The sequence below is a fragment of the Litoreibacter albidus genome, from assembly GCF_900107015.1.
GTDB classification, from domain to species: domain Bacteria; phylum Pseudomonadota; class Alphaproteobacteria; order Rhodobacterales; family Rhodobacteraceae; genus Litoreibacter; species Litoreibacter albidus.
Genome location: NZ_FNOI01000001.1, coordinates 216,337 through 239,998 on the forward strand (window position 1 = coordinate 216,337; position 23,662 = coordinate 239,998).

Annotated in this window: 25 protein-coding genes; 15 read left to right on the forward strand and 10 right to left on the reverse strand. The window is 59.3% G+C overall.

Annotation, left to right across the window (positions count from 1 at the left end):
- Positions 1-32 precede the first annotated feature (32 nt).
- From bcoG to BLW66_RS01135, 3 genes are read left to right on the forward strand one after another with little or no spacing between them, the layout of a single operon-like run.
- A complete protein-coding gene (gene bcoG, locus BLW66_RS01125) occupies positions 33-944 on the forward strand; it encodes a 3-dehydrocarnitine:acetyl-CoA trimethylamine transferase BcoG (RefSeq protein ID WP_089943712.1) in 912 nt (303 codons plus the stop codon).
- Positions 941-1,462 carry a lipocalin family protein gene (locus BLW66_RS01130; protein ID WP_170833362.1) on the forward strand — a complete coding sequence of 174 codons (522 nt, stop codon included), beginning with the start codon at positions 941-943 and terminating at the stop codon, positions 1,460-1,462. Before bcoG ends, BLW66_RS01130 begins: the two co-directional genes overlap by 4 nt.
- On the forward strand, positions 1,459-2,901 hold the full coding sequence (locus BLW66_RS01135) for a carnitine 3-dehydrogenase (protein ID WP_089943720.1): 1,443 nt from the start codon (positions 1,459-1,461) through the stop codon (positions 2,899-2,901). Before BLW66_RS01130 ends, BLW66_RS01135 begins: the two co-directional genes overlap by 4 nt.
- On the opposite strand, the gene BLW66_RS01140 is transcribed toward BLW66_RS01135, so the two are convergent.
- Positions 2,898-3,758, reverse strand: coding sequence for a helix-turn-helix domain-containing protein (locus BLW66_RS01140; protein ID WP_089943723.1), 861 nt, complete (start codon positions 3,756-3,758; stop codon positions 2,898-2,900). The genes BLW66_RS01135 and BLW66_RS01140 overlap by 4 nt on opposite strands.
- A gap of 101 nt (positions 3,759-3,859) precedes the next feature.
- Between BLW66_RS01140 and BLW66_RS01145 the strand changes: the two genes are divergently transcribed.
- From BLW66_RS01145 to BLW66_RS01160, 4 genes are all read left to right on the forward strand, one after another.
- Positions 3,860-4,816: a fatty acid desaturase gene (locus BLW66_RS01145; protein ID WP_089943727.1), complete on the forward strand. Its 957-nt coding sequence runs from the start codon at positions 3,860-3,862 to the stop codon at positions 4,814-4,816.
- 51 nt (positions 4,817-4,867) lie between these two features.
- Positions 4,868-5,758, forward strand: coding sequence for a DMT family transporter (locus BLW66_RS01150; RefSeq protein ID WP_089943730.1), 891 nt, complete (start codon positions 4,868-4,870; stop codon positions 5,756-5,758).
- 18 nt (positions 5,759-5,776) lie between these two features.
- Positions 5,777-6,166 carry a rhodanese-like domain-containing protein gene (locus tag BLW66_RS01155; RefSeq protein ID WP_089943733.1) on the forward strand — a complete coding sequence of 130 codons (390 nt, stop codon included), beginning with the start codon at positions 5,777-5,779 and terminating at the stop codon, positions 6,164-6,166.
- Between the two features lie 114 nt (positions 6,167-6,280).
- Entirely contained in the window at positions 6,281-7,171 is an 891-nt protein-coding gene (locus BLW66_RS01160; RefSeq protein WP_089943736.1) for a helix-turn-helix domain-containing protein, read from the forward strand.
- Between the two features lie 94 nt (positions 7,172-7,265).
- Here BLW66_RS01160 and BLW66_RS01165 read toward each other — a convergent pair whose 3' ends face one another.
- The 3 genes from BLW66_RS01165 to BLW66_RS01175 all read right to left on the reverse strand — a co-directional run bounded on the left by BLW66_RS01165 (position 7,266) and on the right by BLW66_RS01175 (position 9,072).
- Positions 7,266-7,568 carry a hypothetical protein gene (locus BLW66_RS01165; RefSeq protein WP_089943739.1) on the reverse strand — a complete coding sequence of 101 codons (303 nt, stop codon included), beginning with the start codon at positions 7,566-7,568 and terminating at the stop codon, positions 7,266-7,268.
- 164 nt (positions 7,569-7,732) lie between these two features.
- Positions 7,733-8,839 (reverse strand): class II histone deacetylase, encoded by a 1,107-nt coding sequence (locus tag BLW66_RS01170; RefSeq protein WP_089943742.1) that lies wholly within the window; start codon positions 8,837-8,839, stop codon positions 7,733-7,735.
- Positions 8,836-9,072: a hypothetical protein gene (locus tag BLW66_RS01175; protein WP_089943745.1), complete on the reverse strand. Its 237-nt coding sequence runs from the start codon at positions 9,070-9,072 to the stop codon at positions 8,836-8,838. The genes BLW66_RS01170 and BLW66_RS01175 overlap by 4 nt, the downstream gene beginning before the upstream one ends.
- 131 nt (positions 9,073-9,203) lie before the next feature.
- On the opposite strand from BLW66_RS01175, the gene BLW66_RS01180 reads away from it, so the two are divergent.
- The 4 genes from BLW66_RS01180 to BLW66_RS01195 all read left to right on the forward strand — a co-directional run bounded on the left by BLW66_RS01180 (position 9,204) and on the right by BLW66_RS01195 (position 11,702).
- Positions 9,204-9,914, forward strand: a complete 711-nt coding sequence (locus BLW66_RS01180) for a M48 family metallopeptidase (RefSeq protein ID WP_089943748.1) — start codon at positions 9,204-9,206, stop codon at positions 9,912-9,914.
- Positions 9,911-10,279, forward strand: a complete 369-nt coding sequence (locus BLW66_RS01185; protein WP_244508522.1) for a diacylglycerol kinase — start codon at positions 9,911-9,913, stop codon at positions 10,277-10,279. The genes BLW66_RS01180 and BLW66_RS01185 overlap by 4 nt, the downstream gene beginning before the upstream one ends.
- A 46-nt stretch (positions 10,280-10,325) precedes the next feature.
- Positions 10,326-10,679: a YigZ family protein gene (locus BLW66_RS01190; protein ID WP_089943754.1), complete on the forward strand. Its 354-nt coding sequence runs from the start codon at positions 10,326-10,328 to the stop codon at positions 10,677-10,679.
- 561 nt (positions 10,680-11,240) lie between these two features.
- Positions 11,241-11,702, forward strand: a complete 462-nt coding sequence (locus tag BLW66_RS01195; RefSeq protein ID WP_244508550.1) for a DUF4279 domain-containing protein — start codon at positions 11,241-11,243, stop codon at positions 11,700-11,702.
- A gap of 99 nt (positions 11,703-11,801) precedes the next feature.
- Here the strand turns inward: BLW66_RS01195 and rimO are convergent, their stop codons facing one another.
- Positions 11,802-13,190: a 30S ribosomal protein S12 methylthiotransferase RimO gene (rimO, locus tag BLW66_RS01200; protein ID WP_089943762.1), complete on the reverse strand. Its 1,389-nt coding sequence runs from the start codon at positions 13,188-13,190 to the stop codon at positions 11,802-11,804.
- A 52-nt stretch (positions 13,191-13,242) separates the two neighbouring features.
- Positions 13,243-14,592 (reverse strand): hypothetical protein, encoded by a 1,350-nt coding sequence (locus BLW66_RS01205; protein WP_089943765.1) that lies wholly within the window; start codon positions 14,590-14,592, stop codon positions 13,243-13,245.
- A 177-nt stretch (positions 14,593-14,769) separates the two neighbouring features.
- Here BLW66_RS01205 and BLW66_RS01210 point away from each other — a divergent pair, with 177 nt between their 5' ends.
- On the forward strand, positions 14,770-16,767 hold the full coding sequence (locus tag BLW66_RS01210; protein ID WP_089943768.1) for an AsmA family protein: 1,998 nt from the start codon (positions 14,770-14,772) through the stop codon (positions 16,765-16,767).
- 77 nt (positions 16,768-16,844) lie between these two features.
- On the opposite strand, the gene BLW66_RS01215 is transcribed toward BLW66_RS01210, so the two are convergent.
- Both BLW66_RS01215 and BLW66_RS01220 read right to left on the reverse strand, forming a co-directional pair.
- Entirely contained in the window at positions 16,845-17,417 is a 573-nt protein-coding gene (locus BLW66_RS01215; protein ID WP_089943771.1) for a GcrA family cell cycle regulator, read from the reverse strand.
- A gap of 113 nt (positions 17,418-17,530) precedes the next feature.
- The gene (locus tag BLW66_RS01220) at positions 17,531-18,451 is read right to left on the reverse strand and encodes a DMT family transporter (protein ID WP_089943774.1); all 921 of its coding nucleotides are present in this window, start codon (positions 18,449-18,451) and stop codon (positions 17,531-17,533) included.
- A 237-nt stretch (positions 18,452-18,688) separates the two neighbouring features.
- On the opposite strand from BLW66_RS01220, the gene BLW66_RS01225 reads away from it, so the two are divergent.
- The 3 genes from BLW66_RS01225 (at position 18,689) to BLW66_RS01235 (ending at position 21,935) form a co-directional block, all read left to right on the forward strand.
- On the forward strand, positions 18,689-19,867 hold the full coding sequence (locus BLW66_RS01225; protein ID WP_089943777.1) for an aspartate aminotransferase family protein: 1,179 nt from the start codon (positions 18,689-18,691) through the stop codon (positions 19,865-19,867).
- Positions 19,864-20,769, forward strand: coding sequence for an ornithine carbamoyltransferase (gene argF, locus BLW66_RS01230; RefSeq protein WP_089943780.1), 906 nt, complete (start codon positions 19,864-19,866; stop codon positions 20,767-20,769). Before BLW66_RS01225 ends, argF begins: the two co-directional genes overlap by 4 nt.
- Before the next feature lie 62 nt (positions 20,770-20,831).
- Complete coding sequence (locus BLW66_RS01235; protein WP_089943783.1) at positions 20,832-21,935, forward strand: histidine kinase dimerization/phosphoacceptor domain -containing protein; 1,104 nt, start codon at positions 20,832-20,834, stop codon at positions 21,933-21,935.
- A 221-nt stretch (positions 21,936-22,156) separates the two neighbouring features.
- On the opposite strand, the gene BLW66_RS01240 is transcribed toward BLW66_RS01235, so the two are convergent.
- Together BLW66_RS01240 and metF are read right to left on the reverse strand one after the other, a co-directional pair.
- A complete protein-coding gene (locus BLW66_RS01240) occupies positions 22,157-22,645 on the reverse strand; it encodes a PaaI family thioesterase (RefSeq protein ID WP_089943786.1) in 489 nt (162 codons plus the stop codon).
- 80 nt (positions 22,646-22,725) lie between these two features.
- Positions 22,726-23,589 carry a methylenetetrahydrofolate reductase [NAD(P)H] gene (gene metF / locus BLW66_RS01245; protein WP_089943789.1) on the reverse strand — a complete coding sequence of 288 codons (864 nt, stop codon included), beginning with the start codon at positions 23,587-23,589 and terminating at the stop codon, positions 22,726-22,728.
- Positions 23,590-23,662: the final 73 nt, after the last annotated feature.

The following is a 23,662-nucleotide window of genomic DNA, read 5'->3' on the forward strand; positions in this document are numbered from 1 at the left end:
TGGCCCCCTGCGCAAAAAAAGGGAGGGCCGATATGCCACTGGAAATGAACCGCGAGGTGTTTATCACCTGTGCCGTAACGGGCTCGGGTGCTACGCAAGACAAGAGCCCGCATGTACCGCGTTCCCCGAAGCAGATCGCAGATAGTGCCATTGCCGCCGCCAAGGCGGGTGCCGCGGTGGTGCATTGCCACGTGCGCGACCCCGAAAGCGGCGCACCGTCGCGGGATCTGAGGCATTACCGTGACGTGACCGACCGTATTCGCGATGCCGAAGTCGATGTGGTTTTGAACCTGACGGCGGGGATGGGGGGCGATATCGTATTTGGCTCCACCGCGTCCCCTTTTCCAGTGGCTGCGGGCACGGATATGATCGGGGCAGAAGAACGTGTGGCGCATGTCGCCGAATGTCTGCCAGAGATTTGTACGCTGGACTGTGGAACGATGAACTTCGCCGAGGCCGATTACGTCATGACCAACACGCCCGGCATGTTGACAGCTATGGGCACTATGATGACCGAGCTGGGCGTGAAGCCCGAGATCGAGGCGTTCGATACTGGCCATCTTTGGTACGCGAAGCAGTTGGTCAAAGACGGGGTGCTGGACAGCCCCGCCTTGGTGCAGCTTTGCATGGGCGTCCCATGGGGCGCGCCGGATGATCTGAACACGTTTATGGCGATGGTGAACAATGTGCCGGACGACTGGACGTTTTCCGCCTTCGGGTTGGGGCGCAACCAGATGCCCTACGTCGCGGCGAGCGTCTTGGCGGGCGGAAACGTGCGCGTCGGGCTAGAGGACAATCTGATGCTGGATCGCGGCGTGCTGGCCACGAATGAAGCATTGGTTGCGCGCGCGGTTGAGATCACCGAACGCCTCGGCGCGAAAGTCATCGGGCCAGATGCCGTGCGCGAGAAGTTAGGATTGGTAAAGCGGGCGCCGCGCGGGTGAGACGTTGGTTAACCACCTTGGGCCTGCTTGTGCTCGCGGCCTGCGCACCGCAGCCCGTCTTTGTGCCAGACGGGTTTCGTGACACGAATGTAGCGATCACATCCTCCACGCGGTTTGATGCCAAACGCTTTGCAGGCGACTGGACAGTCATCGAAAGCTTCGAGCAAACCCCGCGAGAGGTCGCAATCAGCCGCATCACGTTCCGCGCCGAGGCGGGCGGCTACCGCTACATTCCCCAAGCCGCAATATCGCCTTTGGCGCAGGATGCAGAAGGGGCCGTTTGGCCGCTCTTGTCCGTTGGCCAGTTTGGCAGGTTGGTGCCAGAAGCAGGTGACCCGATTTGGGTGATCTGGGTTGACGAAGACCACCGCACGGCGGCGCTCGGTACGCCCTCCGGTCGCTTTGGCATGATCATCAATCGCACCAAAACCCTGCGCTCTGACCGCCTGAATGCCGCGCGGGAAATCCTTGCCTTCAACGGCTACGATTTGACGAAACTTAGAAAGGTGTCGCCATGACGAAAACAGCAGCAATTCTTGGCTGTGGCGTCATAGGGGGCGGCTGGGCCGCGCGGTTCCTGCTTATGGGGTGGGACGTGCGCGTGTTTGACCCTGACCCAGAGGCTGAACGCAAGATTAACGAGGTGCTGACCAACGCGCGGCGCTCGCTACCCGGACTGTCCGACAGCGCGATGCCGGAGGAGGGCGCTCTGAGTTTTCACGACGACCTAGCCGAGGCCGTTGGCCCCGCCGACTGGATACAGGAAAGCGTGCCAGAGCGGCTGGAGATCAAGCATAAAGTCTTCGCGGACGTACAGGCCGCGTGCCGTATGGATGCGATCATCGGGTCATCGACCTCCGGCTTTAAGCCGTCGGAGCTACAAGAAGGGGCGCTGCGCCCCGAACAGATCGTGGTGACCCATCCATTCAACCCTGTCTACCTGTTGCCGCTAATTGAGCTGGTTCCCAGCCCCGCGAACGACGCGTCGTTTGTGCAAAGGGCCAAGGACGTCCTGACCTCCATCGGGTGTTTTCCCCTTCATGTGCGCAAGGAAATCGACGCTCATATCGCGGACCGCTTTTTGGAAGCCGTCTGGCGCGAGGCGCTCTGGCTTATCAAAGACGGTATCGCCACCACCGAAGAAATCGACGAAGCCATTCGCATGGGGTTTGGCCTACGGTGGGCGCAAATGGGGTTGTTCGAGACCTACCGCATTGCGGGCGGTGAGGCGGGGATGAAGCATTTCATCGAGCAATTCGGCCCATGCTTGTCGTGGCCTTGGACCAAGCTGATGGACGTGCCAGAACTGACGGACGAGTTGGTCGATACGATCGCCAGCCAGTCCGACGCACAATCCGGCATGCACTCTATCCGCGAGTTGGAACGCATCCGCGATACCAACCTTGTCGCCATGCTGCGGGCGCTCAAAGCGCAGGATTACGGCGCTGGCGCGGTGCTGAACCGTTCGGAGCCCGCGAAACCTGCGCTCGGTGACACGTCTGCGCCGATCGTGACGGTGCACCGCGCGGTGCCGCTGGATTGGACAGATTACAACGGTCACATGAACGAGGCGCGCTATTTGCAGGCCTTCGGTGACGCAACAGATCGCTTCATGGAAATGATCGGTTGTGATGCGGACTACATCGCGTCTGGCGGCAGCTACTTCACTGCAGAGACGCACATCCGGCACCTTGACGAAACCCACGCCGGAACGCGTATCCGTGTCGAGACGCAGGTGCTTCAAGGACAGGGTAAAAAGATGCACCTGTTCCACCGTATGTTCGACGGCAACAGATTGCTGTCAACGGGCGAGCATATGTTGATCCATGTCTCGCTGGAGACCCGCCGCGCGGCGGAGCCATCTGCGGATATTGCCAAAACTTTAAGTGCGATCGCCGCTGCGCACGCCAGTCTACCAAGGCCCGAAGGCGCGGGCGCGGCTGTTGGTGTGCGCTAAGTCAGATCGTTGATCAAGGTATCCAGCAACTTAGGCACATCACGCGACGATATCTGCGCCTCCCTGACCAACCCGTCAAAATGCTGGGTGATGGCTTGCACGCGTTCCTTGTCGCGGAAGGCGAGGTAATTGCGGCCCAAGTAAATCACCGCAAGTTTGGGCCCGAATATGGTCACGGGGGCGGAGTACAGCTTGCGCGCATCGAACATGTGCAGGCGTAAGGTTGGATAAAGCTGGTCGTGCAGGTGCCGTAGCCGTTCAAGCTGCGCGCGGCGCGTGCTCACTGGTAGACCGTCGTAGTAGCCGCAGCCTTTCGCCATGGCGCTCAACTCGTGCACAGGAAACGCTATTTCATAGTCGGAGCCGGTGCTTCGCATCCAATTTAAGTTGTCCTTGGAGGCGCCGACAGCTTGGGCGGTCGTGCGCCCCAGATGCGGCGTGTATTCCCATTCCAGCATGTCACGGGTTTTTAGCATGTCATGCAGGCTCGCGGGTACGTGGCGGATTTTGTACCCCTCGGCCTCGCGGTGCCACGCATGGATTTGCTCGTCCGCCAAAGCGCGCGGCGCTTCGGTGAAGCTAAGCGCGCTGGCCATCAGGTCCACGGCAAGCTCTGGGCGGTCAGTTAGGCCCAGCAGCCAGTCCGCGGATACCCCCAGCACGCGGGCGCATTCCCCGACGACTTGTGCGTTTGGCAGTCGCGCGGTCGTCGATTTAAGAAGCTGCGACACGGTGGAGCGGTCCACGCCTATGGCACGCGCCAATGCGCTTTGGCTTATTTGGGTGGCGTCCATGGCTTGGGCGACGCGGGCGCGGAACAATTCCGCACGGTCCCGCTTGTCGATAATAAATGTCATGTGGTGATTTATATCATCATCGCAGAAAAATGTGAACTATTCACAGAATGGCCGCCTTGCCCGATCGCGGGTTAGCAACGTCTTAAAAGAGGGGCGAGCCGATGGGGACTGCGACGAAAACAAAACGGGACGACCGTCTGACTGGCGGTCGCTACCGGACAACTAAGCGCACGGTGGAATGGCCAACGCTGGTCTTGTTGGTGGCGACCTACGCGGTCTGGTGTGTCGCGGTGTTCTGGATGGCGACGTGGTCGCTGCCCTTGGCTGTTTTGATCACTGCACTCGCAATCGTTCAGCACGCGTCGCTGCAGCATGAGGCGCTGCACGGGCATCCTTCGCGGTGGCAGTGGCTCAACGCGCTGATGGTGCGACCGTCGCTGAACCTGCTGGTCCCCTACGGGCGGTTCCGCGACACGCATTTGAACCATCATCGCGATGCTAACCTGACAGACCCATACGACGACCCAGAAACCAACTTCTTGTCCACCGCGCGGTGGCGTTGCGTGCCGCGCTGGCTGCGACCTGTGTACCGGTTCAATAACACGCTGGCGGGGCGGATGTTGATTGGCCCGCTGCTAGGGCAATGGACGTTTATGCGCCGCGATTTCCGGTTGCTGGATGCGAATGTCGCCTGTAGCTGGGCTGCGCATGCGGTCAGCACAGTTGGGGTTATGTGGCTGGTCGTGGCGTCGTCAATGCCTGTCTGGGCGTATCTGAGCGCGGCTTACGTGGGGATGTCGGTGCTGAAGATACGCACCTTTCTGGAGCACCGTGCGCATGAAAGTCACGGCGGGCGTAGTGTCATTATCGAGGACAGCGGCCCGTTGGCATTCCTGTTCCTGAACAACAACCTGCACATCGTTCACCACATGCATCCGCAGGTCGCGTGGTATGATCTGCCGCGCCTCTACCAAGGGCGTAAGGCGCGGTTCTTGGCGCGCAACGGCGGGTATTGGTACCGCTCTTACGCCAGCATCATGGCGCGGTATCTGCTTGCAGTAAAAGACCCCGTGCCACATCCGCACTTGCGCGTGGGGGAGGAGAGACTGGACCGCTAGCTCCTGCGCGGTATAGATGGGCCACACCGCATGCCGCACTTGGAGAGACACATGGCCCTTTGGATATACGTCTCGGTCTTTGCGGCCTTCATGCAGAACCTGCGGTTCATGTTGCAAAAACACCTGAAGGCAACAAAGCTGTCCACGGGCGGCGCGACCTTCTCGCGGTTTTTGTTTTCCAGTCCGTTGGTTGCCCTTGCTGTTTGGGGCTATCTGTCGTGGTCAGGCGCGGCTTTTCCCGCGTTAAGCGGCACGTTCTGGGCCTACGCCCTATCCGGTGGGATCGCCCAGATTTTGGCGACGGCCTGCGTGGTGGCCCTATTCGCCGAGCGCAATTTCGCTGTTGGTATCGTTTTCAAGAAAACCGAGGTCGTGCTGACGGCGCTGGTTGGGCTGGTGGTGCTGGGCGAGGGGGTGTCGTCGCTTGGAGTGGTTGCGATTGTTGTTGGCTTTGCGGGTGTCATGCTGCTGTCAGACCCGCCACAGGGCGGCGCACGGTTCCTCAACAAGGCGACAGGCTTCGGGCTTAGTTCCGGCTTGTTGTTCGCAGTGTCGGCGGTCGGGTACCGCGGTGCGGCGATGCAAATCGACAGTGCGGATGTGATCGTGCGCGCAGGGGTGACGTTGGCGATGGTCACGGCCTACCAAACGATCATCATGGCCGCGTGGCTGGCGTGGCGCGACACGGGTGAGATCGCGCGCGTAGTCGCATCTTGGCGGGTATCATCGCTGGTCGGTGTGACGTCTATGTGCGGTTCTTTCGGGTGGTTCATAGCCTTCGCGCTGCAAAATGCTGCCTATGTGAAAGCGGTCGGGCAGGTGGAATTGGTGTTCACCTTTCTGGCGTCCTACTTCATCTTCAAAGAGCGCAGTACGCCCAAAGAGATCGCGGGCATTGCGCTGATTGTGATCAGCATATTGGTACTGGTCGCGGCACTATAGACGGTCGGAGGATAGGCCATGAGTTTGAAAGTATCAGCGGCGCAGATGGTCGCCAAAGCGCGGGCGCGCATCGAGGAAGTCGAGACCAAGGACGCGATTGCTATGGTCGGCGATGATGATGTGGTGATTGTCGATTTGCGCGACGTGAGAGAGCGTCAGCGCTCCGGCTATGTTCCGGGCAGTTTTCATTGCCCGCGTGGTATGGCGGAATTCTGGGTGGACCCCGACAGCCCCTATTTCAAAGAGATATTCGGGCAGGACAAGAAGTTCGTGTTCCACTGCGCGTCCGGCTGGCGCTCCGCGCTGACCGTTGCGACTTTGAATGACATGGGGTTCGACGCGGCGCACCTGAAAGAGGGGTTCTCTACGTGGGAAGCGCAGGGCGGGCCGGTTGACCGCGACGGTTGACGTGTCACAGAATTGTTACCAGCAGAAGTGTGCTTAGGGAGGTTCGCCTGCCTTGACCGCCTGCGTGTCCCCGCATATCTAAACTAATCAGTTTAGTTTCGGGCGGAGACACGCATGGGCCATATTATCGACCGACCACGGCTTGACCCGACCGATGACAGCTTGTTACCGCCGCTGCTGAGGCATGCTAGCACCGACGGGCTATTGCGGTTCGAGTACCGCGAGGACGCCCCCGGCGCGTTGCCCGCGCAGGTCAGCGAGTACACGACCTTCATCATTCCCGTGCAGGATACACCACTCCGCGTGATCGGTCAGCGCGACGGGAGGTCTGAACAGTTCACCATGAAAGGGGGCGACATCGCAGTTGCCTTGGCCGGATCGCTCAATGCGTGGCAGTGGCTCGATCCGACCAAGGTAATTTTGCTGCACATTGACCCCGATGTGATGCGGCGCTTTGTTCAAACCGAACTTAAAGTTATCCCAACAGGGCACCGATTTGAGAACACGATTTTCTTTCGTGATGCAGAGGTGCGCAACGGCGCCGAACGTATGCGTGAAACTCTGGTCGCGGGGGAGTTGGGCGCTGGCGTTGTCTTTGACGCCTTGGCGCGGATGTTCTTGGTCCAGCTGGTAAAGCGCTATGGCAAAGCGGAGCAGTCCGACATGTCGTTCGATCAACGGTTCGGGCCGGATCAATACGCGCAAGTTGTTCGCTACATCGAGGACCACCTTGACCAAAAGCTGAACCCCGCACAGCTTGCCGCCGAACTGGGAATGAGTGAGGCGGCCTTCGCCCGCAAGTTTAAGGCGCGGGTTGGGGAAACGCCCATGCGCTTTGTCAACAAGATCCGCCTAGAGGTTGCGCGCCGACTGCTGGGCAAAGGCACGCTGGCACTTGCTCAGATAGCGGCGGACTGTGGCTTCGCGGACCAGGCGCATATGTCGCGCAGCTTCAAGCGGCATCTGGGCGTGTCCCCAAGCGAGTTTCGCGCGGGCCACGCCTAGACTTCGTGCCGAAACAAATAAGCCCCGACTGATACATATCAGCCGGGGCTTTGGACGAACCCTCCTCTACTTGCGTAGAGCTGGGGGCGAGGGATCAGTCGTATTCGCCGATGAACATTTTCGCCAGCTGGGCGTTCGTGTAGGCGTCGGGGGACACGCCCATGCTTTTCGCCAACTGCAGGTGACCTTGGGAGTTGCGGCTGGTTTGTGCCGGTGCCACCAGTTCGATGCGGTCGTCGATGTCGTCGCCGCTGAGCTTGCCAACTGCGATTGTCTGGGCTGCTGCTGATGTGCTCTGGGCGGCGTGCTTTATGCCGAATTTTTCGGCGGGTGATGTGTCTGCCAATACCGGTGCGGCAGAGAGCGCAACCACTGTGGAGAGTGCGATGAGTTTCATAACTTTATCCCTTTAATTCTCATGTGTTGGCGACGGCGGCTAAGGCGCTGCGCCTACGATGGGATAAAGCTACGCGAAAGGAGCGCCGACGCCTTGAACGTCAGCCGCAACAGTATGAACCAGAGCGTCAAACACGCAAAATCGTTGACGTATTTTCCCGCGCGTTAACGCAGCATCTCTTCCAGATCTGTAATGAACTCACTGTGCATCCGCACCAGCCTATCGGATGGCTGGCGAAGGGCGAGTGTCTCCCCCAACGGGTCCTCAGCCGTGATCGCGCTGCCGGAGAGCTGTTGCAACACATGGTGGCCGCAGAATGGGACGTAAACCTCTGAATAGCCGCCCTCGTGGACCAGAACCAATCGGTCGCCACACAGCTCAGATGCTGCGTCCATAGCCATTTCGGTCAACGCGCGAAATGTCTCGGCCGTTGCCATCATACGCGACAGCGGGTCCACTGCGGCTGCGTCATAGCCACAGGCGACGATGATCACGTCGGGTTGGAAGTCGCTGAGGGCAGGAAGCACCAATCGCTCCATCGCCTCCAGATACAAACGGTGCCCACCGCCGGGCGGCAGCGGGATGTTCAGGTTATACCCTTCGCCCGCCCCGACACCGCGATCCTCTGCATCACCGGTATCCATCGGGTAGTTGCGTTCTTGATGCATGGATATCGTCAGCACGTCGTCGCGATCATAGAATATAGCTTCGGTACCATTGCCGTGGTGCACGTCCCAATCCAGCACAGCCACACGGTCGGTCAGGCGGTGCTCCAGCGCGGCCTCCACGGCGATGGCGATGTTGGCAAGTAGACAGAACCCGTTGGGGAAGTCCGGCAGGCAATGGTGGCCGGGCGGGCGGGACAGGGCGTATGCGTTCTGCATGTCGCCCTGTAGCACCGAGAACAACGCGTCCTTCGCCAGTCCCGCTGACAAGGTCGCCATTTCAAATCCGCCCTGCGCGAAGGGCGTGCGCAGCCCCATGGAGCCACCGCCGGTATCCGATTTTTCCTTGAATTTACGGAGGAAAGCTTCTGGATGCACACGCAGAAGGTCGCCCCATGAGACAGGCGTCGCGGAGCGAGAATGCAGGTCTTGCACGAGCCCCGTGACGTCGAGCAGGTTCTTCAAACGTCGTTTGGTTTCGGGGTTTTCCGGCAGTCCGCCAGACGCCAACGGCTGAACCAATCCACCCAGTGGCAGTGTAAACGCGAAGTCACCACCGGCGTGCCAAAAGCACTTTTCGTCCCAGAAGAAGCCGGTCTTGGTCATGGTTTTCCTTTCAGGCGGTAGCTGCCTTCGGGCAGATCCAAAGCCGCCGTAAGGTCGCGAATTTGGCGCAGTGAGAATGTCACTTTCTGTACCCGCTCCGTGTGGGGGTCGACTTGCTCCAGCGTGACGCTGTCATCGAAGGCGTTGATCGATATGTCGCCTTGCAAATAGCTGGCGCCCTCATCGATCAGTGTGATGAGCGTGGCGTCAAATTCGTGCTCGATGGTGAACATGGGCCCTCCGAAGACTATTCGTGTGGCCTCACCGTAGGGTGGGTGGGCGCGGAATTGCAAATGCTCATCTGTGGGCTTGGCGCGGCGTGGCGAGGAGGATACATTCGGGGGAAATCAAGAAGGGTTCATCTATGCGATTAATGCTATCTTTCATTGCGGCAGCAGCCTTGGGCGCGTGTACGGTCGAAACCGCTGACACGCCAACATCCCAACCTGCACCGCAAGAGCCGAAGGCGACCCAATCGCCGCCACAAGTGTCCTCGCGCACCGCAGTGTCGAACTTCAGGGCCGTCGTCGCGCAGGTGGAGCCGGTGGCGGAGCGTGAATGCCGCGCCCGCGCGCCAGACCTGAACTGCGACTTCAAGATCATCGTTGACGAGCGCACCAACCAGCCGCCGAACGCCTTCCAGACATTGGATAAGTCCGGTCGTCCTATTTTGGGCTTCACGATTGCGCTGATCGCTGATGCGCGCAACCGTGACGAGGTGGCTTTTGTGATGGGCCATGAGGCGGCGCATCACATCTCCAAGCACCTTGCCAAGCAGCAACAAACCGCGATTGGCGGGGCCATCATCGGCGGTATCATCGCGGCGTCGGTCGGGTTGGACGTGAACGCGGGCCAGCAGTTGGGCGGCACCGTCGGGGCGCGTGCTTACTCGAAGAACAACGAGCTGGAGGCGGATGCGCTGGGCACGGTCATCGCCAAACGGGCGGGCTATGACCCTGTGCGCGGGGCGCAGTTCTTTACGCGCATCCCTGACCCGGGCGATCGGTTCTTGGGGACCCATCCGCCCAACGCGAGCCGCATTGAAACTGTGCGCAAGGTGAACTCTCAACTTTGAGGGCATTCGTCAAACGTGAATGGCAGCGGTTCTCGGATCGCTGCCGTTGGTCCTTGCAAGGCGTCGTGGCCATGTGGGGCGCGGAGCCGAGTTTCCGCTTTTGGTCCTGCCTGAATGTGGCCTCCGCCGCGTTGGCTTTCGCCTTACCGCTGAGCGGCGAGGGGCGGGCGTTGATACTGGCCTTGGGGGTGCTCGTGCTTGCGGCGGAGGGGTTGAACACAGGCGTTGAGGCGGCTGTCGACCGGAGCGGGATGGAGCGCGATCCCCTTGCCAAATATGCCAAAGACGCCGCCAGCGCGGGGGTGGCCCTTACGGCGATTGCGGCGGGGCTTGCTTGGGTCATCCTGATTATCGATTTGTTTTGAAACGGTTTTTGTGCGGGTCAAGGCGGTTGATCCTAGGGGGCGCGGCGTGATCCAGCTTGAAAACATCCTGACGGATCGCGGCTCCAAATACGCGGTGTCTGGCGGGGCTGCGACGACGCGTCAGGAGGCGGCGGCCTTTGTGAAGGCGCTGTGCCGAAACAAGAAATACGCCAAGGCCACGCATAACACATGGGCAGTGATCTTGCCGGACGGCACACCTGTGAAGAACGACGACGGCGAAAGCGGGGCGGGGATGGTGATCCTGCGCATGCTGGAGCGCGAAGAGGTCGTGGGGGAGGTCGTGGTGGTCACCCGTTGGTTCGGCGGGGTGAAGCTAGGCGGGGATCGCTTCCGGCGGGTGCAAGACTGCGTGCGGATGTATTTCGAGGCGCGAGGTTAACGCGGTGGACGGTTGGAGTTTTGGCGAGTAACCTGCAGGGCCAAAATTGGCGTGGTTAATGCCTGTGTTTACTAGGAAATTGAGGGTCTGCGAAACGTATGCAAAGCGTCTGCATTGCGTCGGGCAGATCGTGGGTAATTGAGCGATTTAACGGTGCGCGCGGTAGGAAACGTTAAGGTTTGGTGTGTGTGGTCTAAAGGTGCGAAAGCCGATCTGGAAACCGTCGAGGGCAGATTCAGACGTTAAAAGCGCGTTTTCGTATGGGTGTTGATTTGGTCGCGAGTTTTAGGGGAGGGTGCGGACCTCGGGGTGGGTGCGAAGCGCCCTCCCTATGAGGGAGGGTTGAAGCCGTCTTGGAAACTGTCGAGGACATTTTCAGGCTGAAACGGGCGGAGCCCTGGACGGGCGCTGCCCAGCGATGCCGGGCGGGAGAGGTTTTCGGTGGCCAATTGAAACAGGGAGTTCGAATGTCCGGTCTGCGGGACAAAAGCGGACCTTGAGCTCATCCGGCGATGCACATAGCTTGCCAAGGGCAATAAAAGGCATTTAAGTTTGAACGCAGTGGCAAATTATTTTGATGTAGAGCTTCTAATTCGTCACCCGAAATTGAGTGCCGACGAAATCACAAAAACCTTAGACTTGACTCCCGACGTTTCGTTTAACGTAGGCGAACAACGCGTGACACCGGTGGGGACGACACTCGACGGTAAGTATAGACACTCGAGTTGGTCGCTTAGTTGGCAATTCGTTAGTGAGAAACGCTTTTTTGCCTGCGTTGAAAGTGTCTTGAATAAGTTGAAACCGAAACAATCATTCTTTGTGCAGATTGCAGAAGAAGGTGGCAAAACGATGTTGAACCTTAAACTCTACGGCAGAGTTCATAGTGGTGATGTCGGAACGATGAAACTTATAGAGGCGCTAAAGCAGATGGAAATTTTATTAGGGCTGGAGGTTTTTCCAGACTGGGATGAAGCGGAAGAGTCCCTAAACACACTTGCTCGACAGGCGCAAAAAATGAACTAAGCGGCTGCTCGCTTTGGGCTCTAAGCCGACTTTTATAAAACACACTCGCTGGCTTGCCTTAGGGGCTCTGCCCGTTAATCGCGGAAATGATCCACTGGATCATTTCTTATTCGCGATTAACCCCCACAAGTCATATTCCCCAGCCTCATCCACCAGCACGTCGACCATATCGCCAGCCTTCAGCCCCTCAAACCCTTCGTCGATGAACAGGTTCCCGTCGATCTCTGGCGCGTCGGATGTTGTGCGGCAGGTGGCTCCGTCGTCCTCGACCTCGTCCACAATCACCTGAATGGTGGTGCCGACTTTGGCGGCCAGCTTGGCCTCGGAAATGGCTTGGGCTTTCTCCATGAAGCGGTCCCAGCGGTCTTGTTTGACCTCGGCGGCCACATGGTCGGGCAGGGCATTGGAGCGCGCGCCGTCGACGTTTTCGTATTGGAAGCAGCCGACGCGGTCCAGTTGCGCCTCGTCCAGCCAGTCGAGGAGGTGCTGGAACTCCGCCTCCGTCTCGCCGGGGTAGCCGACGATGAAGGTGGAGCGCAGGGTGATGTCGGGGCATTCCGCGCGCCATGCGGTGATTTCGTCCAGCGTCCGCGCGGCGGCGGCAGGGCGGGCCATGCGTTTGAGCGTATCGGAGTGCGCGTGTTGGAACGGGATGTCCATATAGGGCAGCAGCGCGTTTGCGGGATCGGCCATGAGCGAGATCAGTTCGCGCACATGCGGATAGGGGTAGACGTAGTGCAGCCGGACCCACAGGTCCTTTTGCGCGCCGAGGCTGCCAAGCTCACGGGCCAGATCGAGGATGGGCGCCTTGGAGGGGCGGTCCTTCCAGTCGGTGCCATAGGCGGAAGTGTCTTGGGAGATGACGAGCAGTTCCTTGACGCCAGCCTCCACCAGCTTTTCGGCCTCGCGGATGACGGCCTTTTGGGGGCGGGAGGCGAGGCGGCCGCGCATGTCAGGGATGATGCAGAACTTGCACTTGTGGTTACAGCCCTCGGAAATCTTGAGGTAGCTGTAGTGGCGCGGCGTGAGGGACACACCTGTCGCGGGCAGCAGGTCGATGAAGGGATCGGGGCTGGGCGGCACGGCCTTGTGCACGGCGTCGAGGACCTGCTCGTACTGGTGCGGTCCGGTGACGGCGAGCACGCTGGGATGGGTGCCGCGGATGTAATCCTCCTCGGCGCCCAAGCAGCCGGTGACGATGACCTTGCCGTTTTCTGTGAGGGCCTCTCCGATGGCATCCAAGGATTCCGCCTTGGCTGAGTCTAGGAAGCCGCAGGTGTTGACGATCACCGCCTCCGCGCCCGCGTAGTCGGGGGAGATGGCGTAGCCCTCGGCGCGGAGCCTCGTGAGGATGCGCTCACTATCCACCAGCGCCTTGGGGCAGCCGAGGGAGACCATGCCGATTTTCGGCTGGTTGTCGCGAGGGGCCTCCGAGAGCTTGAGCTTCGGGGCAAGGTCGGGGCGGAGGTTTGGGGGGTTCTGAGCCATGAGGGGCCGTATACGCTGGTCAGGGCTTGGGGGGAAGTGGGGTTGAGGCGGTTTAGATTGCGTCCTTTTCGGCTTCCTCCGATATGCTGGCGACGGAGACGTATTCTCTTTCATCGCGGTCCGCTTTGATTTTGGGTGCGCTCTTTCGCCATGCGACGAGGTTTTGACCGATCTCCCGGTAGAAGCGCGGGACGATGTCTTCTAGATCGACGATGAAGTTGGTTTGTTGCGTGAAGCGTGCACCGAGCCGCTTGGAGAGGAAGATGTTAAAAGAGAGAACTTGTAGCCCTGTTTTACCATCTTCGATCAGCTCTGGGGAGGCGAGAAGATCTGCGTATGAAAACTGTGTGGCTTCACTTCGACCCGGCCAGTTGCAGCGTATTGTTAGACCTTCTAAAGCGTCGCTTGGGATTTGACGTAAGAGCCAATTCAGACGTGCTTTCGAAGATTTTTTATCCTCGGGCGCTTTTAGAAACATGCCAACATCGATTGTTCTACGAGAGATATCTGCAATGATCTCTAATGGCGCTGCCGCATCTGGGATGTCCAGCGTGCTTTGAAGTTGGTTGTCCTCACGCAACAACGCCAATTCGTCTTTTTGTCGCTGCACAGGGTCTGCGATGTGCTTTCGCGACAGGCGTTCATGCACATATGTTTCGGTCATTCGCGTCAGTATTAAAGATAGGTCCTTGGTTTCCTGATGCCACGCTTCAATCACGCGTGTCGCGTCTTCGGACTTAACTAGTATTTTTCCGCCTGTGGAAACTAATTTGTTGATGTTAGACCATTCCGGCGGCATTCGCTCGAACCCCTTAACCCCGGCGCTGTCGTCACTTAGGAAACGGCGTAACTCGTTGAGTAATAACGCTTGATCAGTGTCTTCGATCTCTTCGTTGGCAAGTAGTAAGCCCACATTTGTCAGTACGAACATCCATGACCAGTGATAAACAGGGATCTTTGACCTGCTTTTGCGCACGTCTGCGATTGGATGGTTTTTGGGTGCTGAGGTGAACTCGTTAGAAATGGTTATAACTGCGTCGCAGCCTTGTTCTTTCGCAATCTCGCGGTATTTCTCGATCTGTTCAGCGCCGAGTGTTGCATTACCGACTTTAGCTTCGATTAAGGCTCGCCATTCCCGTGCGCCGTTCTTAACAACGATTAGGCCATCCGGGCGATCGTTAGGTATGATTTTTTCGGCTTTGAAAACAATCTCGGTATAACACTCGATCTGCGAGCGTTTACCAATTCTTACACCAACCGAAGTCAGCATCGCGTTGCCGAATTCCTGAACACGAGAAAGACATGAAAGGACGATTGAGGTCGTTCGACCCTCTTTGGAAGTTGTCGCTAAGACCGGAAAAAGGCGAGCGATCTCTCCCTGTTTTAAGTAATCTGGGCGCATTCAAATATCCTTAAGTAATTTCGATCAGATTGAACCAACAACATTAGCAAAGCAACTGTTTGGGAAAATCGAATCTGTCACTTCAAGGCGCAGCCGAGGATCACTTGCGCTAAATCATTGTAGCCTGCCTCTCCAGGGCCTAACCTGCCCACAAACCCCTTAAGAGGAGCAGGCCCTATGCGTTGGATAATCCGGATACTCGTCACGTTGATCAGCCTCATCGTGCTCGCCGTCGCAGGGTTGTTTATGATCCCCACGAACAAGATCGCGCGGTTCGCGGAAGGGCAGTTCGAGAAGAACACGGGCCGCGCGCTCAGCATTGCGGGGGATGTGTCGCCGCAGATATTTCCGCGCTTGGGCGTCAAGCTGGAGGACGTCGCGATCTCCAACGCGGAGTGGTCGGGCAATGGGCCTATGCTGGAAGCCGCGTCAATGGAGATGGGCGTAGGCTTCTCGGCCTTGATGGGCGGCGACATCGTGGTCGAAGCCTTCGACATCCAGTCCCCTGTGATCCGGTTGGAGCGGTCCAAAGACGGGCTTGCCAACTGGGACTTCGTGACGGAACTGGGCGGCGGCGAGGACGGCGGCGGCTCGGCCGATGTGTCGCTGCCGTTGGCGCAGATCACCAACGGCTCCGTCGAGTTTGCGGACGCTCAAAGCGGCCAGTCCCACGTGCTGACCGCACTGGATGCAACGGTGAAGCTGATCGACCTGAAAGGCGCGGGACGGCTGGAAATGTCGGCGCTGTATAAGGGCCAAGCGGTTAAGCTGGCAGGCACGGTGAACGGCGTGCAGCAACTGCTGGACGGCGGCGTGCAAGGCGTGGACGTCACAGTCAGCGCTGGACCCAACTCGGTGGCGTTCAAGGGCAGCGCGGGGCTGGACCCTGTGCAGGCTAAAGGCGCAGTCACGGGCGCGGTAACTGACCACGTGTCCTTGTTTGCGCTGATGGATCAGGCCGCGCCGCGCATCCCAGAGGGGTTGGGTCAAGAAGTGAACGTGTCGGGAGACATGACGCTGACCGCCGACAACCAGATGTTTTTGCGGGGGGCGACGATCAACCTGGACCAGAACCAACTGACCGGCGAACTGGACGTCGCGCTGAAGGACACCCCCTATGTGACGGCGCGGCTGCAGGGCGACCGCCTCGATTTTTCCGCGATGAGCACTGACACCACAGAAGGTGACGGCGCCGCGAACGCGGGGGCGGGGGGCTGGTCTGACGCGCAATTGGATGTGTCCGGTTTGTCTGGGGTTGACGGGGAGTTTTCGCTCAAGGCGAACGAGATTGATCTGGGCTCCATCAAGCTGGGGCGCACGGATTTGGGGGGCGCGCTCGACCGCTCTCGACTGGTGTTGGACTTGGCAAATGTGGGCGTGTTTGACGGCGCCGTTTCCGGCCAGTTTGTGGTGAACGGGCGCGGCGGCTTGTCGGTTGGCGGCGATCTGGCGGCCTCCAGCGTGGCGATGCAACAGGTGCTGACAGATTTCGCAGGGTTTGAGCGGTTGGTCGGGGATGCGTCGCTCTCGCTCAAGTTTCTGGGCGTTGGCAACACGATGAACGAGATCATGAACGGCCTGAAAGGCTCAGGCCGCCTCGACGTGGGTAGCGGCGAATTGCTGGGACTGGACATCGCGGGGATGATCAAAAATCTGGACGCGTCATATCAGGGCGAAGGGTCCAAAACGGTTTTTGACGACATTACCGCCAGCTTTGACATTGATGGCGGGGTGCTGAGCAACACGGACCTGAATTTCGTAGCAGAGCTGCTGACCGCGACGGGCGGCGGCGCTTTGGACCTTGGCGGGCAGACGATCAAATATCGGCTGGCGCCGGTTGCGCTGGCAAGCCAACTGAGCGGCGGCATCCGTGTGCCTGTGATCATTGAGGGGCCTTGGAGTAACGTTCGGTTCCGCCCCGACCTGAAAGCGCTGATTGATGCGGACCTAGAGGCGGAAAAAGAGAAGCTGAAGGCACAAGCGAAGGCCAAAGAGGAAGAGCTTCGTGTCAAAGCCAAAGCGCGCGAGGCGGAGCTGCGGGCGAAGGCGGACGCCAAGCTGGAGGATGAGCTGGGTGTCGTGCGTCAAGACGGGCAAAGCGTTGAGGACGCATTGAAGGAAGGTCTTGAGAACAAGGCCAAGGACGCGTTGCGCAATCTTTTGGGCGGCAACTAAGACGCTGTCGGGCATTAAAAAAGCGCCGCCTCAATGACTGAGGGGCGCTTTTAATAAATCAAATGTGCGGCTTGGTCCTAGCGGCGACGGTCGCGGCGGGCGGACATAGGCTGGAAGGCCACACCAACGTGCGCCTCGCAATAGGGTTTACCGGCTTGGGACGGGAGGCCGCAGAACCAGAAATCCTCGGTTGCGGGGTCGCCTACTGGCCATTTGCAGGTGCGTTCGGTCAGTTCCATCACAGAGAGGCGCTTGGCCTTCTTTTCGACCTCGCGCACAGAAGCAAGGGCCTCTGGGCTGATCTCGTTGGCGGACGGCTGCGGTGGCAGCGGCTGCCCTGCCGTGACGATCAGTTTTGGCCGCCCGATTGGTTTGTGCACAGGGGCTGCGGGCTTGGATTCCGGCGCGGGCGCTGCGGCCTTGGGCTTTTCGGGGGCTTTGGGTTTGGCTGCGGGCTTCGCCTTGGGGGCTGCGGTCGCGGCCTTCGCGGGGCTTGCGCCGCCAGAGCGGTTGGACAGCCCCAAACGATGCACCTTGCCGATCACGGCATTGCGCGTCACGCCGCCCAACTCCTTGGCGATCTGCGAGGCGGATTTTCCTTCGCCCCACATTTTTTTCAACACTTCGACGCGATCATCGGTCCATGACATGCGGTTTAGCCTTTTCAAACGACAAACCGCCCCAATCCATTGCGCTTAGGGCGGCGTGTTCTTTTCCAGTTGCCCCTAATTTAGAGCCCAATGCGTCAGGATACAAGTTTCGATCAGGGCTTGTCTTGCGGAGGCGGAGGTAAGGGGCGCGGAGCGCGGCCTTCGCGCCATGCGAGCAGGGCCGCACCGGCGATAATAACACCCGCGCCAAGCAGGGAAATGCCATCGGGGCGCGTTTGGAACGCCACCGTGTCGTAAAGGGTGGCGAAGACTAGTGTGGCATAACTGAAAGGCACCACAAAAGAGGCTTCGGCACGACGCATGGCTTGGATAAAGCAGGTTTGCGCGGCTGCCATCATAAAGCCGATTCCTGCTAACGCTCCCCATTGCTGGGCCGTTGGAACCTGCCAGACAAAAAAGAGCGCTGTTGTTACGAGCGCGAGGCCGATTGAGTTGTTGATGAACAAAATGCTGAGCGGGCTTTCGCGTCCGGTCAGAAGTTTGATGATGGTGATCTCGATCCCCATCGACACGGCGGCACATAGGGCCAAAAGCGCCATCGGATTAAACGGCGCGCCGCCAGTGATGAAACCGGGACGTAGCAACACGACAGCCCCAACCAAGGCCACGGCGGATGCCGCCCAGCGAATAGGGCCCACGCGTTCGCCCAGCAGCGGGATCGCCAATATCATCGCGAACACGGGGTTCAGGAAGCTAATCGCCGTCGCATCCGACAGTGGAATGAATGCTACGGCGGCAAACAGCAAGGTGATGCCGGTCGCACCAAAGAGGGTACGGGTTGCGTGCATCTTGAGATGCTTCGCAGAAATTTTCGGGCGCAGAACGGTGGCCGTGACTGCAACGGCAATCCAAGCGAAAAGGAAACGACCATGGGCAATCTGCACCGGATGAAGTGGGTCGCCCGCAACACCTGTTCCAATCACTTTGGCGAGCAACGTCGTCCCCGCGATCAGCGAGGACGCGAGCAACATGAACGCGATGGCGGCGGGGCGGTTTTCATGGGTGGGTGTCATAGGTTTGGCTATGCCGCCGTGATGCCGTGGGCAAGAAAAAACTGGACAGCCCACCGCACGCCGCTTAGACGCGTTTTCATGATCAACACCGCAAACCTTTCTACACTGCGACGCCGACGCTAATTTAGCGTCCGATCATCTGTGCGCAAAGCGCACGCCTCCACTTCTCATTCAAATTGACTTGCCGCGGAACATCCTCAATATCTGGAGTTCCTCTGCGTAAAGGATACCCACGCGATGATACCTGCCGTACTGCCGACCTATTCACGGGCGAAAATGAGCTTCGAGAGCGGAGAGGGGAGCTGGCTTACAGACCAAGACGGCACGCGATACTTGGATTTAGGCGCAGGTATCGCTGTGACTGGCCTTGGGCACGCGCATCCAGCCCTGGTGAAGGTGGTGCAGGATCAGGCTGCAAAGCTGTGGCACACGTCAAACCTGTACCAGATCCCGCACCAAGACGAACTGGCAGCGAAGCTGCGCGAGGCGACATTCGCGGACACGATGTTTTTCACCAACTCTGGCGCGGAAGCGATGGAGTGCGCGATCAAGATGGCGCGCAAATACTGGTACGACAAAGGCCAACCGGAACGGGTGAACATCATCACCTTCACGGGGTCCTTCCACGGGCGGACCTTGGCGACGATCTCGGCGGCAGGATCGGAGAAGCTGACAAAAGGCTTCGGGCCATTGTTGCCGGGCTTCATCAACCTGCCAGCCGGAGACCACGACGCGTTGCAAGAGGCGCTGGACGACACGATCGCCGCCGTCATCGTGGAACCAGTGCAAGGTGAGGGGGGTATTATCCCGCTGCCGGATGCCTGCCTGAAAGGGCTGCGCGACCTCTGCGACAGTACTGGCGCTTTGATGATCTTGGATGAGATCCAATGCGGCGTTGGCCGCACGGGCAAGCTGTTCGCGCATGAATGGTCGGGGATCACGCCTGATATTATGGCCATTGCTAAGGGTATCGGTAACGGCTTCCCGCTGGGCGCCTGCCTTGCCACGGAGGAGGCTGCGAGCGGCATGACCGCGGGGACGCACGGCTCCACCTATGGCGGCAACCCTTTGGCCTGTGCCGTTGGCAGCGCGGTGATGGACATCGTGGCTGACGATGAATTTCTGGCAGATGTATCGCGGAAATCCGGCCTGCTGCGCCAGAGCCTTGAGGGGCTTGTGGCATCTCACCCGACAATATTTGAGCTGGTGCGCGGTGCGGGCCTGATGATCGGGGTGAAATGCGTCGTGCCGAACGTCGACGTGGTGGCCGCGGGCTACGACGCGCATGTGCTGACGGTTCCGGGCGGTGACAACGTCATCCGCCTGTTGCCCGCGATGACGATCAGTGACGAAGAAATTAAGGAAGCCGTGGCCCGTTTGGATCGCGCCGCGACAGCCTTGGAGGGCAAACAGTGAAGCATTTTCTAGATATCCATAAAACGGCCCCCGCAGACCTGCGGCACATCATCGACACTGCTCTGACAGTAAAGAAAGCCCGCGCCGGCAAGCCCAAGGGGGCGTTGGACGCTGAACAGCCTTTGAAAGACCACATGGTCGCGCTGATCTTCGAGAAGCCATCGACACGGACACGCGTGTCGTTTGATGTGGGTGTGCGCCAGATGGGCGGGCAGACGATGGTTTTGTCCGGCTCCGACATGCAATTGGGCCACGGCGAGACGATTGCGGACACCGCGCGCGTCCTGTCGCGGTATGTGGACCTAATCATGATGCGCACGTTCGAGGAAGACACACTGCTGGAGATGGCGGAATACGCGACGGTTCCCGTGATCAACGGGCTGACCGACCGCACGCACCCCTGTCAGATCATGGCCGACATCCTGACCTTCGAGGAGCACAACGGTCCGATCAAAGGCAAGAAGGTTGTTTGGGCGGGGGACGGCAACAACGTGTTCGCAAGCTTCGCCCACGCGGCGAAGCAGTTCGGATTCGATCTGGTGTTTTCCGGCCCGCCGCCGTTGGATCCGGAGGCATCGCTCGACGGGCTCTACACGACGGAGCGTGATCCACACGCAGCGGTTGAGGGCGCGGATTTGGTGGTCACCGACACTTGGGTGTCGATGCATGATCCGCAGTCGGCGCGGGAGCGGCGGCATAACCAGTTGCGCGGTTATCAGGTTAACCAACGCCTGATGGACCACGCGAAGCCTGACGCGCTGTTTATGCACTGCCTGCCTGCACACCGCGATGATGAGGCGACGTCAGAGGTGATGGACGGTAAGAACTCGGTCATTTTTGACGAGGCGGAAAACCGGTTGCACGCACAAAAGGCTGTGATGCGGTGGTGCCTTGGGGAGTAGCGCTTAGGCGGCTTCTCGAATAGAAGCGCCGAACCCGTTAAAAAGTTCATAAGAGATGCCCAATGTTTGCAATCACCCATCCAGACGAACAACGTCGCCTTGCCACTTTGCGCGGTTACGGTCTGCCGGAGGTGGTGAAGGGTGCGGAGTTTGACGACATCGTGAACCTTGCATCGCAGATTTGCGAAGCGCCGGTGTCCCTTATGAGCCTCGTTGAGGTCGACCGCCAATGGTTCGCGGCCACCTGCGGCACGGACCTAACAGAGACCACGCTGGACAAATCCGTGTGCTCGCACGCGATCCTTGATGACGAGATCACGGAAATCCCCGACACGTTGCTTGATCCACGCACGGCAGACAATCCGCTGTGTCACGACGGAACGGATATGCGGTTTTATGCGGGAGCGCCGCTCGTGGCACCTGACGGCATGCCGATTGGGACGCTGTGCGTACTTGATACCAAGCCGCGCCGGTTGACCCCGCTGCAACGTGAGACGCTGCGCGTCTTGGGGCGGCAGGTGATGGCGCAACTGGAACTGCGTCGCAACGTGGCCTTGGGTGACGTATTGCGCCGCGAGATGGATCACCGCGTTAAGAATTCGCTAACCATGGTGGGCTCCCTTGTCCGGATGTATCGCCGTACCGCGCAAACTCCAGAGGCGGAAGCCGCCTTCGACGCGGTGGAACGGCGTTTGTCCGCGATCTCCAGCTTGCACCGCGAATTGCACAGCACGTCCCAAGAGGACCGCGTGCCACTCAAGAGCTTCCTCGGGCGCGTTTTGGACTACCTTCGCGTCGAAGCGCCCTCCAACGTCACGTTAAGCTTAGAGGCTGAAGACGGCAATGTCGCGTCAGCAGAGGCCGCGGTGATCGGCTCCGTTGTGTCTGAATTTGTTGCGAATGCGTTCAAATACGCCTTCCCGAATGGCGTGTCGGGGGAGGTCAAGGTTGTTGTGAAGATGGGACCAGACGGGTTTGCGCAGATGGTCTGCAGCGACAACGGTGTGGGTCTTAAGCAAGCGGCATCCCCAAGCGCCTCCGCCGATGCACTTGGCGCGAAACTTATCAAGGCGTCCGCTGAGCAGATTAACGCAGATATAGAAAGCGAGCTCACAGCCGACGGGTGCTACCTGAAGCTAACCCGCCGTGCGGCGGTCGCAAGCTAAGCGACTGCAGATTGTCAGGTCTGTGTCGTCCGCAGACACCCGCAAGATTGCGAGTGCCTGCTAGACAGAAACAGGGCCGAAATTGGCAAGCCGCATCCGGCCCTGTCTGCCTCCCTGCCGTGCAGTGGAGTACACGCATTACATAGGTACACAGGGCGCGGGTTAGTAGGCGCATGAGTGAACACTGCCTGCGCGAAATAGCCTCAAGGGAACGTGAACAGCTATTTAGGCGTCATGATGATGCACGTTGTGGAGCCGGTGGCGTAGAGCTTGCCGTCCTCCACCCCCACGATCTTTCCGGTGGCCACGCCCGTTGAGCGGCCCGCGTGCTCTACGACCCCAATGCAGTCCACGGACGTGCCGGGCCGGATCGGACGGATAATATTCACCTTGTATTCCAGCGTCGTATAGACTGACCCTTTGGGCACGCGGGTCATGATGGCGCAGGCCATAGCGCTGTCTAGCAAGGTGCCGTACCAGCCGCCGTGGATAGTGCCTGTCGGGTTCATCTGCTCAAAACCTGGCGCACCACGAAAGATCACCTGATCCAGCTGCACATCCTGCAGTTGGTAGTTCAGCCCGTTCGCAATCGGCGCAAGAGGAAGCTCTCCCTCAAGGATTTTTTGCATGAAATCCAACCCCGACATGGACATGGTTGTCTCGCGTGTCGGGAGTTGATCCACCGATGTGGGCAGGAATTGTTCGGGCATATGTGGGCCTGTCTTTTGATGTGTCAGGGAGACGGTAAAAGACAGGCCCGACGGGCGCAACAGCCCAAAGTTTCGTAGGCTTAGGCCACTTGCGCCAATGCGGACTTTGGCGTGATGCCCAATGCCGCGCAGATGTCACGGGTCAGTTCTGGGCGGTTCAGGGTGTAGAAGTGCAGATCCTCAACGCCACCGTCGACCAGATCGGAGCACAGCTCCGTCACGACAGATTGCGCCAGAAGGTCGTGGCGGTCGTCGCGAATTGCGGCCGTGAAGGCTTCGTCCAGCCACGCGGGTACTTTCGTACCCGTGCGGATCGCAAAGTTGCGGGCGCGGGTCCAATCCTCAATGGGGAAGATGCCGGGCAGGATGGGTTGGTCGATACCGGCTTTGACGCAGGCGTCGCGAAAGCGAAAGAAGGTATCCGCTTCAAAGAAAAACTGGGTGATCGCCGCATCCGCGCCCGCGTCAAACTTGCGCTTCAAATAGGCGATGTTGTCCGCCATGGAACCCGCTTCGGGGTGGCTGTCGGGGTAGGCGCCAACGCGGATAGTGGCGTCGGTTTCGGTTTTCAGGGCCTCGATCAGCTCGATTGAGGAGGCAAAGCCGCCTTCGCTCACACTGAAATCCTGCCCTTTGGGCGCGTCGCCGCGCAGAGCCACGATGTCTGTCACACCGGCTTTGATGTAGTCGCGGGCGATGCTCAGGGTTTCATCGCGTGTCGCGTCGACGCAGGTCAGGTGCGCCGCGACCCGCAGGTCGGTCGTTTTGTGCAGCGCGGTCACCGCTTCATGGGTCAACTCGCGGGTGGTGCCGCCAGCGCCGTAGGTGACCGACACGAATGTCGGCTCCAGCGGTGCCAGTGTTTGAATGGTGTCCCACAGCCGGAAGCTCGCTTCGACGGACTTGGGCGGGAAGAATTCAAACGAAACGTTAGGGCGGGTCATATCAAATGTCCTTTTGGAGTTGATGCCTTGTGCCACATCCCGCGTTGTGAGACAAATTCATAACTTTCACCAT